General features: G+C 45.9%; 13 protein-coding genes. 10 read left to right on the plus strand and 3 right to left on the minus strand.

Annotated elements, in window-relative coordinates; translation table 11 throughout:
• The first annotated feature begins 154 nt into the window (after window positions 1-154).
• The 7 genes from acs (at window position 155) to fis (ending at window position 7,252) form a co-directional block, all read left to right on the plus strand.
• Window positions 155-2,104, plus strand: coding sequence for an acetate--CoA ligase (acs, locus tag OC193_RS14675; RefSeq protein ID WP_009844693.1), 1,950 nt, complete (start codon window positions 155-157; stop codon window positions 2,102-2,104).
• 322 nt (window positions 2,105-2,426) lie between these two features.
• Window positions 2,427-2,876: a type II 3-dehydroquinate dehydratase gene (gene aroQ / locus OC193_RS14680; protein ID WP_048659205.1), complete on the plus strand. Its 450-nt coding sequence runs from the start codon at window positions 2,427-2,429 to the stop codon at window positions 2,874-2,876.
• Window positions 2,877-2,950: 74 nt separating this feature from the next.
• Window positions 2,951-3,406: an acetyl-CoA carboxylase biotin carboxyl carrier protein gene (accB, locus tag OC193_RS14685; protein WP_048659206.1), complete on the plus strand. Its 456-nt coding sequence runs from the start codon at window positions 2,951-2,953 to the stop codon at window positions 3,404-3,406.
• Window positions 3,407-3,421: 15 nt separating this feature from the next.
• Window positions 3,422-4,765 (plus strand): acetyl-CoA carboxylase biotin carboxylase subunit, encoded by a 1,344-nt coding sequence (gene accC, locus OC193_RS14690; protein ID WP_017062706.1) that lies wholly within the window; start codon window positions 3,422-3,424, stop codon window positions 4,763-4,765.
• 170 nt (window positions 4,766-4,935) lie between these two features.
• Entirely contained in the window at window positions 4,936-5,823 is an 888-nt protein-coding gene (prmA, locus tag OC193_RS14695) for a 50S ribosomal protein L11 methyltransferase (protein WP_009844690.1), read from the plus strand.
• A gap of 140 nt (window positions 5,824-5,963) precedes the next feature.
• The gene (dusB, locus tag OC193_RS14700) at window positions 5,964-6,932 is read left to right on the plus strand and encodes a tRNA dihydrouridine synthase DusB (protein ID WP_032546269.1); all 969 of its coding nucleotides are present in this window, start codon (window positions 5,964-5,966) and stop codon (window positions 6,930-6,932) included.
• A gap of 23 nt (window positions 6,933-6,955) precedes the next feature.
• Window positions 6,956-7,252, plus strand: a complete 297-nt coding sequence (gene fis / locus OC193_RS14705; RefSeq protein ID WP_004729744.1) for a DNA-binding transcriptional regulator Fis — start codon at window positions 6,956-6,958, stop codon at window positions 7,250-7,252.
• A gap of 89 nt (window positions 7,253-7,341) precedes the next feature.
• On the opposite strand, the gene zntR is transcribed toward fis, so the two are convergent.
• Window positions 7,342-7,782 (minus strand): Zn(2+)-responsive transcriptional regulator, encoded by a 441-nt coding sequence (gene zntR, locus OC193_RS14710; RefSeq protein ID WP_048659207.1) that lies wholly within the window; start codon window positions 7,780-7,782, stop codon window positions 7,342-7,344.
• A 325-nt stretch (window positions 7,783-8,107) separates the two neighbouring features.
• On the opposite strand from zntR, the gene purH reads away from it, so the two are divergent.
• Both purH and purD read left to right on the plus strand, forming a co-directional pair.
• Window positions 8,108-9,700 (plus strand): bifunctional phosphoribosylaminoimidazolecarboxamide formyltransferase/IMP cyclohydrolase, encoded by a 1,593-nt coding sequence (gene purH / locus OC193_RS14715; protein ID WP_010435512.1) that lies wholly within the window; start codon window positions 8,108-8,110, stop codon window positions 9,698-9,700.
• Window positions 9,701-9,983: 283 nt separating this feature from the next.
• A complete protein-coding gene (purD, locus tag OC193_RS14720; protein ID WP_048612396.1) occupies window positions 9,984-11,273 on the plus strand; it encodes a phosphoribosylamine--glycine ligase in 1,290 nt (429 codons plus the stop codon).
• A gap of 182 nt (window positions 11,274-11,455) precedes the next feature.
• Here purD and OC193_RS14725 read toward each other — a convergent pair whose 3' ends face one another.
• Window positions 11,456-12,154 carry a DUF1481 domain-containing protein gene (locus tag OC193_RS14725; RefSeq protein WP_048659209.1) on the minus strand — a complete coding sequence of 233 codons (699 nt, stop codon included), beginning with the start codon at window positions 12,152-12,154 and terminating at the stop codon, window positions 11,456-11,458.
• A 47-nt stretch (window positions 12,155-12,201) separates the two neighbouring features.
• The gene (hupA, locus tag OC193_RS14730) at window positions 12,202-12,474 is read right to left on the minus strand and encodes a nucleoid-associated protein HU-alpha (RefSeq protein ID WP_004729753.1); all 273 of its coding nucleotides are present in this window, start codon (window positions 12,472-12,474) and stop codon (window positions 12,202-12,204) included.
• Window positions 12,475-12,744: 270 nt separating this feature from the next.
• On the opposite strand from hupA, the gene OC193_RS14735 reads away from it, so the two are divergent.
• Entirely contained in the window at window positions 12,745-13,911 is a 1,167-nt protein-coding gene (locus OC193_RS14735) for a CNNM domain-containing protein (RefSeq protein ID WP_048663024.1), read from the plus strand.
• Window positions 13,912-13,918 lie beyond the last annotated feature (7 nt).

Consider the following 13,918-nt stretch of genomic DNA (forward strand, 5'->3'; position numbering starts at 1 on the left):
AAGTGAAAAGCAGCGTCTCATCCTAAAGTCTAATTGTGGAAATCGCCGTCCTAGCCGAGAGTGATAACACAAAGATGGTTCTGTAATAGACCTAGAAACTGAACACAAAGGAAGTTGCCAGTTCATTAGGAATGTAGGCACAAGGAGAGATGCAATGAGTGAAGCCCACGTTTATCCGGTAAAAGAAAATATTAAATCAACCACACACGCGGATAATGACACTTACCTAGCCATGTACCAGCAATCTGTTTCTGACCCTGAAGGCTTTTGGGGTGAACACGGAAAAATCGTTGATTGGATTAAACCTTTCACACAGGTAAAAAACACCTCTTTCGACCCTGGCCACATCGACATCCGCTGGTTTGAAGATGGCACGCTTAACGTTTCGGCTAACTGTATCGACCGCCACCTTGCTGAACGCGGTGATGAAGTCGCTATCATCTGGGAAGGCGATGACCCGGCAGATGATAAAACTCTAACTTTTAATGAACTGCACAAAGAAGTGTGCCTGTTTTCGAATGCTCTAAAAGAGCAAGGCGTACGCAAAGGTGATGTGGTTTGTTTATACATGCCAATGGTGCCAGAAGCGGCAGTAGCAATGCTGGCATGTACCCGTATCGGTGCGGTTCACACGGTAGTATTTGGTGGTTTCTCACCAGAAGCACTGTCTGGTCGTATTATCGATTCAAATTCTAAAGTCGTTATCACTGCCGATGAAGGCGTGCGTGGCGGCCGTGCGGTTCCACTGAAGAAAAACGTCGATGAAGCTCTGACCAACCCTGAAGTGAAGAACATCGAGAAGGTTGTAGTATTCAAGCGTACTGGCGGTGATGTGGCTTGGCATGAACACCGTGATGTGTGGTGGCATGATGCTATTGCAAACGTATCGGCAGATTGCCCACCAGAAGAGATGAACGCAGAAGATCCACTATTCATCCTTTATACGTCAGGCTCAACGGGTAAACCTAAAGGTGTTATGCACACCACAGGTGGTTACCTGGTTTATGCAGCGATGACATTCAAATACGTATTCGATTACCAAGAAGGCGAGACGTTTTGGTGTACTGCGGATGTGGGCTGGATTACGGGTCACACATACCTTGTATACGGGCCACTAGCTAATGGTGCAAAAACTATTTTGTTTGAAGGCGTGCCAAACTACCCGAACACAAGCCGTATGAGTGAAGTGGTCGATAAGCACCAAGTGAATATTCTTTACACAGCACCAACTGCGATTCGTGCATTGATGGCGAAAGGCAATGAAGCCGTTGAAGGCACATCTCGTGACAGCCTAAGAATCATGGGCTCAGTAGGCGAACCTATTAACCCTGAAGCTTGGGAGTGGTACTACAAAACGATTGGTAACGAACAGTCTCCAATTGTCGATACTTGGTGGCAAACAGAAACGGGCGGCATCTTAATCGCACCGCTACCGGGCGCAACCGATCTAAAACCAGGTTCAGCGACGCGTCCATTCTTTGGTGTGCAACCTGCGTTAGTTGATAACATGGGTAATATCATTGAGGGTGCAACAGACGGCAACCTAGTCATTCTAGACTCTTGGCCGGGCCAAATGCGTACCGTTCATGGCGATCATGACCGCTTCGAACAGACTTACTTCTCTACATTTAAGGGCATGTACTTCACCAGTGACGGCGCTCGTCGCGATGAAGACGGTTACTACTGGATTACTGGTCGTGTTGATGACGTACTTAATGTCTCTGGTCACCGTATGGGTACTGCTGAGATTGAATCTGCTCTAGTAGCGTTCGATAAGATTGCAGAGGCTGCGATTGTCGGTATCCCTCATGATATTAAAGGCCAAGCCATTTACGCTTACATCACGCTGAATGATGGTGAGTTCCCAACCGCAGAGCTTCATAAAGAGGTGAAAGACTGGGTACGTAAAGAAATTGGACCAATTGCAACGCCAGATGTACTGCACTGGACTGACTCTCTGCCAAAAACTCGTTCAGGTAAAATCATGCGTCGTATCCTACGTAAGATTGCTACCGGAGATACAGGTAACCTAGGTGATACCTCAACACTAGCCGACCCAAGCGTGGTTGATAAGCTGATTGCTGAGAAAGCAGAACTGGCATAAGCAACCCGTTACACCCTGAATTACTGTTTAAAACAGACCTTACCTAAACCGTCACCTATGTGGCGGTTTTTTTATGGCTGATCTTGATCTCAAATATCCTCGACAAAATTAAGGCTATGACGCTTTTTTGTTAAGTTGGTAACAATTCCACGCTGTATCAATAGGAGATTAGACCAGTAAATTGCTGCGATTTGCGCTGAATTAGCTATAATCTGGTTCTAATTTTTAAATTTGGGTTTTTCTCACTGGAAATTAACCCCAAATTTTCAATAAAATGGCAACATTCACGTTCGTAAACACGATAAAGGAAGATAGCCCCACGATGTCTACAAAGTTTCGCATTCTAGTTTTAAATGGCCCAAACCTTAACCTGTTAGGCCTTAGAGAGCCTGCACACTACGGTTCTCAAACACTTGACCAGATTATTAGCTCACTGACCGAGCAGGCGAAAGCACACGATGTTGAGCTATCTCACTTACAGTCAAATCGCGAGTATGAACTGATTGAAGCGATCCATAGTGCTTATCAAAATGTTGATTTTATTATTATCAACCCAGCAGCCTTTACACACACCAGTGTGGCACTGCGTGATGCACTACTTGGCGTTGCAATCCCATTTATTGAGGTCCATCTATCGAATGTTCACGCGCGTGAGTCATTCCGTCACCACTCTTACCTATCTGATAAAGCAGAAGGTGTGATTTGTGGCTTAGGTGCCCAAGGTTATCAATTTGCTTTGACCGCTGCGCTCAGCAAGCTCAACTCAAAGTAAACATAAACAACGAACTATTACTAACCTACTCAGTCAAAGAGTAAGTTCAATTAACAGATAAAGAGAAAGAAACAATGGATATTCGCAAAATCAAAAAGCTAATCGAATTGGTTGAAGAGTCTGGTATTTCTGAGCTAGAAATCTCTGAAGGTGAAGAGTCAGTACGAATCAGTCGTAACAGCACTGCACCTGTAGCACCTGTTCAATATGCAGCAGCTCCAGCTCCTGTAGCAGCGGCAGCAGCTCCTGCGGCGGCACCTGTAGCAGCAGAAGCAGCGGCTCCTGCAGTTCCAGCGGGCCACCAAGTTCTTTCTCCAATGGTTGGTACTTTCTACGGCGCTCCAAGCCCAGACGCAAAACCATTCGTTAAAGTTGGTCAATCTGTAACTGCTGGCGAAACTCTATGTATCGTTGAAGCAATGAAAATGATGAACCAAATCGAAGCTGATAAATCTGGTGTTGTAACAGCTATCCTAGTTGAAGACGGTCAACCAGTAGAATTCGACCAAGCTCTAGTAATTATCGAATAATAGAGAGCACTCATTATGTTAGATAAATTAGTAATCGCGAACCGTGGTGAGATTGCACTACGTATTCTGCGTGCATGTAAAGAGCTTGGCATTAAAACGGTAGCGGTTCACTCAACTGCTGACCGTGATCTTAAGCACGTACTACTTGCAGACGAAACCATTTGTATCGGTCCAGCTCGTGGTATCGATAGCTACCTAAACATCCCTCGTATCATCAGCGCAGCTGAAGTTACAGGTGCAGTAGCAGTTCACCCTGGCTACGGCTTCCTATCTGAAAATGCAGACTTCGCAGAACAGGTAGAACGCAGTGGCTTTATCTTCGTTGGCCCTAAAGCTGAAACCATTCGCATGATGGGTGACAAAGTGTCAGCTATCACGTCAATGAAGAAAGCTGGCGTACCTTGTGTACCAGGTTCTGACGGTCCTCTTGATGACGACGAAGCGAAAAACAAAGCGCACGCTAAGCGTATTGGCTTCCCAGTAATCATCAAGGCATCTGGCGGCGGCGGCGGTCGTGGTATGCGTGTTGTTCGTTCTGAAGCAGAGCTAACAGAAGCTATCGCGATGACTCGCGCTGAAGCAAAAGCATGTTTCAACAACGACATGGTTTACATGGAGAAATTCCTAGAAAACCCACGTCACATTGAAGTACAAGTGCTTGCAGATGGCCAAGGTAATGCTATCCACCTAGGTGAGCGTGACTGTTCAATGCAGCGTCGTCACCAGAAAGTTGTGGAAGAAGCGCCAGCTCCAGGTATCACTGAAGAGATGCGTAAGTACATCGGCGAACGCTGTACACGTGCATGTATTGAGATCGGTTACCGCGGTGCAGGTACATTTGAATTCCTATACGAGAACGGTGAGTTCTACTTCATCGAAATGAACACTCGTATTCAGGTTGAGCACACGATTACTGAAATGGTAACGGGTATCGACCTAGTGAAAGAACAGCTACGTATTGCAGCTGGTCAGCCTCTATCATTCACTCAGGATGATATTAAGCTGCGCGGCCACTCAATCGAATGTCGTATCAATGCTGAAGATCCAGTTCGTTTCCTACCTTCACCAGGTAAGATTGAACGTTTCCACGCACCAGGCGGCATGGGCGTACGTTGGGAATCTCACATCTACACTGGTTACACAGTGCCACCACACTACGATTCAATGATTGGTAAGCTGATCACTTACGGTGAGAACCGTGATGTGGCTATCGCTCGTATGAAGAACGCATTGGGTGAAATGATTGTTGAAGGTATTAACGTTAATACTGAGCTTCAACTGTCTATTATGAACGACGAAAACTTCCAACACGGTGGTGCAAACATCCACTACCTTGAGAAGAAACTTGGTTTGTCATAATCCGTTCGTTTAAGAACAGTCAAAATGCTCACTTCGGTGAGCATTTTTGTTTTTGAGCCGCCGAAAAACTCAATCTTTAATCCCCATTATATTCCGTGGGGTTTTGGTGAATTTGCTCATATTTTCTGCTAGACTCGCCATCCAATTTTTCTCATATAGAAGATGCAGCCATGCCTTGGATTCAAATCAAGCTTAATGCTACCAATGAAAATGCCGAACAAATCGGCGACATGTTAATGGAAGAGACTGGTGCTCTTTCTGTAACTTTCCTGGATGCACAAGATACCCCTGTATTTGAGCCTCTGCCGGGCGAAACTCGCCTTTGGGGTGATACTGACATTCTCGCGCTTTACGACGCTGAGACTGATACTGGTGTCGTTCTAGCGCAGATTAAAGCAAGTAACATGTTCCCTGCAGACTTTGCTCATAAAGTAGAGCAAATTGAAGACAAGGATTGGGAACGTGAATGGATGGACAACTTCCACCCAATGAAGTTTGGTGAGCGTTTATGGATCTGCCCTAGCTGGCGCGATATCCCTGAACCTGACGCTGTCAACGTAATGCTAGACCCAGGCCTTGCATTTGGTACCGGTACTCACCCGACAACGGCACTGTGTCTTGAGTGGCTTGAAGGCTTAGACCTGACAGGCAAAACCGTAATCGACTTCGGTTGTGGCTCAGGCATCCTAGCGATCGCGGCGATCAAACTAGGCGCGGCAAAAGTTATCGGGATCGATATTGATCCTCAAGCTCTGCTTGCATCAAAAGACAACGCACAACGCAATGGCGTTGCTGAACAACTCGAAGTGTTCTTACCACAAGATCAACCGGAAGGTTTGCTGGCTGACGTTGTTGTTGCCAACATTCTTGCAGGTCCATTACGCGACCTTTCTGGCATCATCAAAGGCCTAGTTAAGCCAAATGGTGTGCTTGCGATGTCGGGTGTTTTAGATACACAAGCGGAAGATGTGGCGACTTATTATCGTGATGAGCTTCACATTGATCCGATCATTGAACAACAAGAATGGTGCCGAATCTCAGGTCGCAAGCAAGGCTAGACAAGACTTTGGGCGCTAATTGACTGAAATTTAAACAAATTACAAAAACAAATTGTAAATGCTCAAATATTAGTCTTTTCACGCAGCGAAAAAATGCGTAAAATGCGCGCCCTTGCTGGTACAGAACTGTGATGACATTTTTGAAAATCGGAAATTATCAACTTAAGAACAATCTAATCGTCGCTCCTATGGCTGGCGTAACGGATAGACCATTCCGTGAGTTGTGTCTTCGCTACGGTGCGGGGATGGCAGTCAGTGAAATGATGTCCTCCAATCCGAAAGTTTGGAAAACGTCAAAGTCTCAGCAGCGTATGGTACATGAAGGCGAATCGGGCATTCGTTCAGTACAAATCGCTGGTGCAGATCCACAGCTTATGGCCGAGGCTGCTCAATTTAATGTCGATAACGGTGCGCAAATCATCGATATCAACATGGGTTGTCCAGCTAAAAAAGTGAATAAAAAGCTTGCGGGCTCAGCCCTACTGCAGCATCCAGAACTCATTGAAGACATTCTGAAGGCGGTGGTAAATGCTGTCGACGTTCCAGTAACGTTGAAAACGCGCACAGGCTGGGATACAGACAATAGAAACTGTGTCCAAATCGCGAAAATAGCCGAAGACTGCGGCATACAAGCTCTTGCGCTCCATGGAAGAACTCGCGCTTGTATGTACAAAGGTGAGGCAGAATACAAACACATTAAAGCAGCGAAACAAGCAGTATCTATTCCGGTTATCGCTAACGGTGATATCGATAGTCCGGAAAAAGCGAAGTTTGTGCTGGAGTACACCGGCGCTGATGCTTTAATGATAGGTCGACCTGCCCAAGGACGTCCTTGGATTTTTAACGAAATCCTACACTATTTGGAAAACGGCACCACGATGGACCCACTCCCGATTTCGGAAGTGAAAGACATCATGCTTGGTCATGTGCACGCTCTACATGAATTTTATGGAGAGTTTTTAGGCCCTCGCATCGCTCGTAAGCATGTGGGTTGGTATCTAAAAGAACATGAACAAGCGAGTGAGTTTCGCCGTACCTTCAACGCATTCGAAGCAGGTGATCTGCAGCTTGAAGCGCTAGAAGGTTTTTTTGATAACGTTGCACCATAATTACGAGAAGAGCTAGACCGAATATGTTCGAACAAAATCTGACTTCAGAAGCATTGACAGTAACTACAGTTACATCACAAGACCAAATCACGCAGAAGCCACTACGTGACTCAGTTAAAGCATCATTGAAAAATTACCTTGCTCAATTAAACGGTCAAGAAGTCAGCGAGTTATACGAATTAGTATTAGCTGAAGTTGAACAGCCACTACTAGACACTATCATGCAGTACACTCGCGGTAACCAAACTCGTGCAGCAACCATGATGGGTATTAACCGCGGTACTCTTCGCAAGAAACTTAAAAAATACGGCATGAACTAATCGTTCTTTCGTAATTTATTGAATTGAAAGCCAAGCTCATTTTTGAGTTTGGCTTTTTTTTGGCTTGTCGAACCGTGATAGGTAGCTGATTACTCTCCAGTGCGACAACAGCGCCCTTTGTCGACGTTTGCTGAATCCAAGGCTGCCAGAATAGAACAATGGCTTGCATCGTCGTCCACGTGGCCACAACACGCATCATTAATCTTTTTAAGTGCGGTGCGAATCTTAGTTAACTCGGTAATCTTCTCATCAATCATCTCTAGTTTTGCTGAGGTAATCGACTTCACTTCGGCGCAACTGTGCTGTGTGGCCTCGAGACGAATCTCAAGCAATTCTTTGATTTCATCTAAACTCAGCCCTAACTCTTTAGATTTGAGAATAAACGTCACCTGCTTTTGGTTATTTTCATCATATAAGCGATAACCCGACTCACTGCGACTGGCTGGCGCGATCAGGTTATTCTTCTCATAAAATCGCAAGGTATCGGCTGTTACACCGCATCGTTTCGCTAATTCACCGATCTGAAACATGTTTTTTCCTACTGTTTCGTCCATTCCACAATTAACCTTATCGTTACTTTTCAGGCTGAAATGGCACTTTTCATAATTAATTTTGAGATGCCAAACGATTGCGCGAGCTTTTTTGTAATAAATTAGTTAGAATCTGCGCCATCAAATTTGGAGTTGGTTATCTTATAGATTAATCATAAGACTAACCCAAAAGGTCTTTACCAAAACTGGCCAATATTTTATCTCTTACTGGTATCTAAGATAATCCACGCTAAGAAGATAGAAACAAGTTCTTTTTTGGCAAATATCTTTATTTTAACCCCATGAATTTGAGGAAGATGGAAGCATGAATAACGCTCGTCCAATTCGCCGCGCTCTAATCAGCGTATCAGACAAAACTGGTATCGTTGAATTTGCACAAGCTCTTGCTAACCGTGGTGTAGATATCCTATCTACCGGTGGCACTGCTCGCCTGCTTGCTGAAAAAGGCATCTCTGTTACAGAAGTATCTGACTACACTGGTTTCCCAGAAATGATGGATGGCCGTGTTAAGACTCTGCACCCAAAAGTTCATGGTGGTGTTCTAGGCCGTCGTGGTCAAGATGATGACGTGATGGAAACTCACGGTATCAACCCTATCGATATGGTTGTTGTAAACCTATACCCATTCGCAGAAACCGTTGCTAAAGAAGGTTGTACCCTTGCTGACGCTGTTGAGAACATCGACATCGGTGGCCCAACAATGGTTCGCTCTGCAGCGAAAAACCACAAAGACGTCACTATCGTTGTTAACGCACACGACTACGAGCGCGTTGTGGCTGAAATGGACGCGAACGAGAAATCTCTAACGCTAGAGACTCGCTTCGACCTAGCTATCGCGGCATTCGAGCACACCGCTTCTTACGACGGCATGATCGCTAACTACTTCGGCACTATGGTTCCATCTTACGGTGAGAACAAAGAAGGTGACGAAGAGTCTAAATTCCCTCGCACGTTCAACCAACAGTTCGAGAAAAAACAAGACATGCGCTACGGTGAGAACAGCCACCAAGCAGCAGCATTCTACGTTGAAGCAAACCCTGAAGAAGCGTCAGTGTCTACTGCTCGCCAAATTCAAGGTAAAGCGCTTTCTTACAATAACATCGCTGACACTGACGCAGCGCTTGAGTGTGTGAAAGAGTTCGACCAGCCAGCATGTGTGATTGTTAAGCACGCTAACCCATGTGGTGTAGCACTAGGTGAAGACATCCTAGAAGCTTACGACCGTGCATTCAAAACAGACCCAACGTCTGCATTTGGCGGCATCATCGCTTTCAACCGTGAACTAGACGCAGCAACAGCAACGGCTATCACTGAGCGTCAATTCGTTGAAGTTATCATTGCACCATCAGTTTCTGCTGAGGCAGTAGAAATCGTAGCGGCTAAGAAAAACCTTCGCCTACTTGAGTGTGGTGAGTGGACAACTAAGACAACTGGTTTTGACGTGAAACGCGTTAACGGTGGCTTGCTAGTTCAAGACCGCGATCAAGGCATGGTGTCTGAAGATGACCTTAAAGTGGTTTCTAAGCGTCAACCAACAGCTGAAGAGTTGAAAGATGCTCTATTCTGCTGGAAAGTAGCGAAATACGTTAAATCTAACGCTATCGTTTACTCGAAAGGCGACATGACAATTGGTGTTGGCGCTGGCCAAATGAGCCGCGTTTACTCTGCGAAAATTGCAGGCATCAAAGCTGCAGACGAAGGTCTACAGGTTGAAGGTTGTGTAATGGCATCAGATGCGTTCTTCCCATTCCGTGACGGTATCGACGCGGCAGCAGAAGCTGGCATCAAGTGTGTTATCCAACCGGGCGGCTCTATGCGTGATGACGAAGTTATCGCTGCAGCAGACGAACACGGCATGGCGATGATCTTCACAGGCATGCGTCACTTCCGCCACTAATTTCCTCTTCGTATTTGGCACTGTGGCGTCGTTAGCTGCTTTCGTCCACCCCGGTCACATAGCGCGCTATGCTCCCGGGGATGGGCTCAATTGCTGCCTAGCCACATCACCAACTACTTTGAGCAGAATTTATAATTTTGTTTTTTTAAATATTCCGATATTTGAAATACGTAGAGCAAGTCAGTGACTTTAGTTCAAGGAAAACACGCGGAGCTTATGACTATAAGTGAGCATGTTTGGCACAGAAATAAAGGCTCTGAAGCAGCTATAAGGATTTTAAAACATGAATGTATTAATTATCGGTGCCGGCGGTCGTGAGCATGCACTAGGTTGGAAAGCAGCACAAAACCCAAACGTTGAAACGGTATTCATTGCTCCAGGTAACGCAGGTACTGCACTTGAGCCGAAACTTGAGAACGTAAACATCGGTGTTGAAGACATCGCTGGTTTAGTCGCGTTTGCTCAAGAGAAAAAAATCGAACTGACTATCGTGGGCCCTGAAGCACCACTAGTTATTGGTGTGGTTGACGCATTCCGCGAAGTGGGTCTGCCTATCTTTGGTCCAACTCAAGCGGCAGCACAGCTTGAAGGTTCGAAAGCATTCACTAAAGATTTCCTAGCTCGTCATGACATCCCAACGGGTTACTACGCGAACTTTACTGAGATTGAGCCGGCTATCGCTTACGTACGTGAGCAAGGTGCGCCAATCGTAGTAAAAGCTGACGGTCTTGCGGCAGGTAAAGGCGTTATCGTTGCGATGACACTTGAAGAAGCTGAAGACGCAATCAAAGACATGCTAGCGGGCAACGCATTTGGCGAAGCTGGCAGCCGCGTGGTTATCGAAGAGTTCCTTGAAGGCGAAGAAGCAAGCTTCATCGTAATGGTTGACGGTTCTAGCGTGCTTCCTATGGCCACCAGCCAAGATCACAAACGTGTTGGCGACAAAGACACTGGTCCTAATACTGGCGGTATGGGTGCTTACTCTCCTGCTCCAGTTGTGACGCCTGAAATCCACAACCGTATCCTTGAGGAAGTTATCTACCCAACGGTACGTGGTATGGACGCAGAGGGCGCACCTTACACTGGTTTCCTTTACGCTGGCCTAATGATCGATGCTGACGGCACACCTAAGGTTATCGAATACAACTGCCGCTTCGGCGATCCAGAAACGCAACCTATCATGATGCGTATGGAGTCAGACCTTGTTGAGCTTTGCCTAATGGCTATCGACGAGAAACTAGACGAAGCAGAATCGAAGTGGGATCCACGCGCTTCTATCGGTGTTGTTCTTGCGGCTGGCGGTTACCCTGCTGACTACGCAAAAGGTGACGTAATTTCACTACCAACAAGCGAAGTTGAAGGCCAAAAGGTTTTCCACGCAGGTACGACAAATAACGAAGCTGGCGACGTGGTGACAAACGGTGGTCGTGTACTTTGTGCAACGGCACTGGGTAACACGGTTTCTGAAGCTCAAGAGCGTGCTTACGCGTTGACGAAGCAAGTTAGCTGGAATGGTATGTTCCACCGCAATGACATTGGTTACCGTGCGATTGCGCGCGAGCAAGAGCAGTAATCAATTTTGTTACTCGCTTACTTTCCATAACAGTAAGCAAATAGCAGTAAGCGAATAACAGCAAAAGGCGCCTCGATAGGCGCCTTTTTTATTACTCAATCTTTCTAGGAATCTGCGCCTGTACAGACAAATTAGCACTTGGCCTGCAGTAGGCCAAATACTCTCAAACCTTTGATTGTTAGCTATTCTTTCAACAATGATGGCCTAACGACACAATCATGGCTGTCTTCAGCCAGCATCAGTAACTCTTTCACGCTCATCTTACCCAGTGAATCACTGCCAAGAAACGCCGCATAGCTTTCCACAGATGCCAATCGGTCGATCACGAAGCTTGGTAAAGTCTGGTTAAATTCAATGCGATCAAATTCACCACCAGCGCACGTCTTAAAAGAGCTGCCATCCCAGTAACCCTGAACCAATCTTAGCCCTTCGTCATTCTGCTTCATCGTAGTCTCTAGAACCGATTTAGCTTCTTTCTGGTAGTTTTCAAGCTGCTTAGCTTGGATAGGTAAGATTTTGCTGTCGATACGATACTGTTGATACACAGCTTCGCCCGACTTATTGAAACGCACATGGACACGATAAGGAACCAGCTTATTAGAAGAGTTACGCTGCTCGCCTTCACGAATGAATTCACGAAGCACACTTTCTGACCAAGCATAGTCAGTTTGGTACCAGCCGTAATCGCCTACAGTGACGTAGTCAGCTGAAGTATGAGGTTGTGTTAGCTTGTTTGTAACCCAGTAAAAACTTGTCGCGTCGCCCATGACTTGGCCGCCGGTGTGAGTTTCAAATTGCTCTAGGTTTTTGCGAGGGCTTGTTGAAGAACAGCCAATAAGAAATGTAGATAATAGTGAAACGAGAAGAAATGCTTTTTTCATAAAAACCTGTACCGAGGTGGAATACGACTACCTCGGTACAGTTTAGATTATTTCACTGAATCTTTCAGCGCTTTACCTGCAACAAATGCTGGAACATTTGCAGCAGCGATTTGGATCTCATCACCAGTTTTTGGGTTACGACCAGTGCGAGCTGCACGGTGGTTTACTTTAAAAGTACCAAAACCAATTAGCTGAACTTGATCGCCATCTTTAAGAGCATCTGTAACACCGCCAAGAGTCGCTTCTAGAGCAGCTTTAGCTTGTGCTTTAGAAAGGTCCGCTTTTTCAGCAATAAAGTCGATTAATTGAGTCTTGTTCATTTTAGGTTTCCCTTCTTTGTATTTTTGAATTCAATTCACTCTAAAACATAAATGCCCCATCTGGCAAAGGTTTGTCGTCGATCTTTAGCTCTAATGCCGTAGTTTTAGCCATAATATGAGTAATAACTCACAATTTGTTACTGATTTTATTAAGCAAGCCCTTGTTTAAAAGGGGCTGAGAGCAAAATTAATGATGACCTAGCCACTACTTTTTCACTATAATCCACGCTGAATCGCTGCTAAAGCGTACAATTTAATTTAAGGGCAAACATGCTGCTGCTAACTATTTACGTCTCCATTGCTATTGGAGTTTCTTTCATTTGTTCTGTTTTGGAAGCTGTACTTTTGAGTATTAGTCCGAGCTACATTGCTCAACTAAAACAAAATGGGCACCCTGCAGCAGAGTCTTTAGACAAACTGAAAACAGATATTGACCGCCCGCTTGCGTCAATTTTAACGCTCAACACCATCGCGCATACTATCGGTGCTGCGACAGCAGGTGCACAAGCGGCTGTCGTTTTTGGTAGCCAATGGTTAGGTGTCTTCTCTGCCGTGCTAACGCTAGGTATTTTGGTGTTGTCTGAGATTGTTCCAAAAACCATTGGTGCAACCTACTGGCGTCAACTTGCTCCTACTTCAGCAAGTGTGCTGCGTTGGATGGTGTTCTTCCTAACACCGTTTGTATGGTTCTCAGAACAGATCACCAAACGTCTTGCTCGTGGCCACCAAGCACCAAAAATGCGTGATGAACTATCTGCAATGGCGATTTTGGCAAAAGAGAGCGGCGAGTTTGCAGAAGGCGAATCAAAAATCCTGAGCAACCTACTGGGTATTCAAGATGTACCCGTGACTCAGGTAATGACGCCGCGCCCAGTGGTATTCCGTGTTGATGCGGAAATGAGTGTGAATACCTTCCTAGAACAACATAAAGATACGCCATTCTCACGCCCGCTGGTTTACAGCGAGCAGAGTGACAACATCATCGGTTTTGTTCACCGCTTAGAGCTGTTTAGATTGCAGCAAGCCGGTTGTGGTGAGAAAGCTCTGGGTGAGGTAATGCGCCCTATCCACGTGTTGCTGAACAACATGGGCTTGGCTAAGGCCTTTGACCAGATGATGGCAAACCGCCTGCAACTGTCTTTAGTTGTGGACGAGTACGGCACCATTCAGGGCATCATCACCCTAGAAGATATCTTTGAACACCTAGTGGGTGAAGAGATTGTCGACGAAGCAGATAAGACGACTGACATGCAAGAACTGGCGTTCCAACGCTGGGAAAAGTGGAAAGAGACACACGGTGTTATCGAAAACCGCGATGACGAGGACGAGCTAGAGGAAGAAACTCCAGCAGACAACGATTCCTCAGATTCAACATCAGCGGATGACGACGACGCATCAAAAGACAAAGCGCAGAACGAAGACAAAAAAGACGCTTAATCTAAAT

The organism is Vibrio crassostreae, assembly GCF_024347415.1.
Classification (GTDB): Bacteria; Pseudomonadota; Gammaproteobacteria; order Enterobacterales; family Vibrionaceae; genus Vibrio; species Vibrio crassostreae.

Excerpts from the sequence above, each read along its gene's own strand:
- acs (WP_009844693.1), top strand. The coding sequence starts at position 155 with ATGAGTGAAGCCCACGTTTATCCGGTAAAAGAAAATATTAAATCAACC.
- purH (WP_010435512.1), top strand. The coding sequence starts at position 8,108 with ATGAATAACGCTCGTCCAATTCGCCGCGCTCTAATCAGCGTATCAGAC.
- fis (WP_004729744.1), top strand. The coding sequence starts at position 6,956 with ATGTTCGAACAAAATCTGACTTCAGAAGCATTGACAGTAACTACAGTT.
- prmA (WP_009844690.1), top strand. The coding sequence starts at position 4,936 with ATGCCTTGGATTCAAATCAAGCTTAATGCTACCAATGAAAATGCCGAA.
- hupA (WP_004729753.1), bottom strand. The coding sequence starts at position 12,474 with ATGAACAAGACTCAATTAATCGACTTTATTGCTGAAAAAGCGGACCTT.
- zntR (WP_048659207.1), bottom strand. The coding sequence starts at position 7,782 with ATGTTTCAGATCGGTGAATTAGCGAAACGATGCGGTGTAACAGCCGAT.
- accB (WP_048659206.1), top strand. The coding sequence starts at position 2,951 with ATGGATATTCGCAAAATCAAAAAGCTAATCGAATTGGTTGAAGAGTCT.
- OC193_RS14725 (WP_048659209.1), bottom strand. The coding sequence starts at position 12,154 with ATGAAAAAAGCATTTCTTCTCGTTTCACTATTATCTACATTTCTTATT.
- aroQ (WP_048659205.1), top strand. The coding sequence starts at position 2,427 with ATGTCTACAAAGTTTCGCATTCTAGTTTTAAATGGCCCAAACCTTAAC.
- OC193_RS14735 (WP_048663024.1), top strand. The coding sequence starts at position 12,745 with ATGCTGCTGCTAACTATTTACGTCTCCATTGCTATTGGAGTTTCTTTC.
- accC (WP_017062706.1), top strand. The coding sequence starts at position 3,422 with ATGTTAGATAAATTAGTAATCGCGAACCGTGGTGAGATTGCACTACGT.
- purD (WP_048612396.1), top strand. The coding sequence starts at position 9,984 with ATGAATGTATTAATTATCGGTGCCGGCGGTCGTGAGCATGCACTAGGT.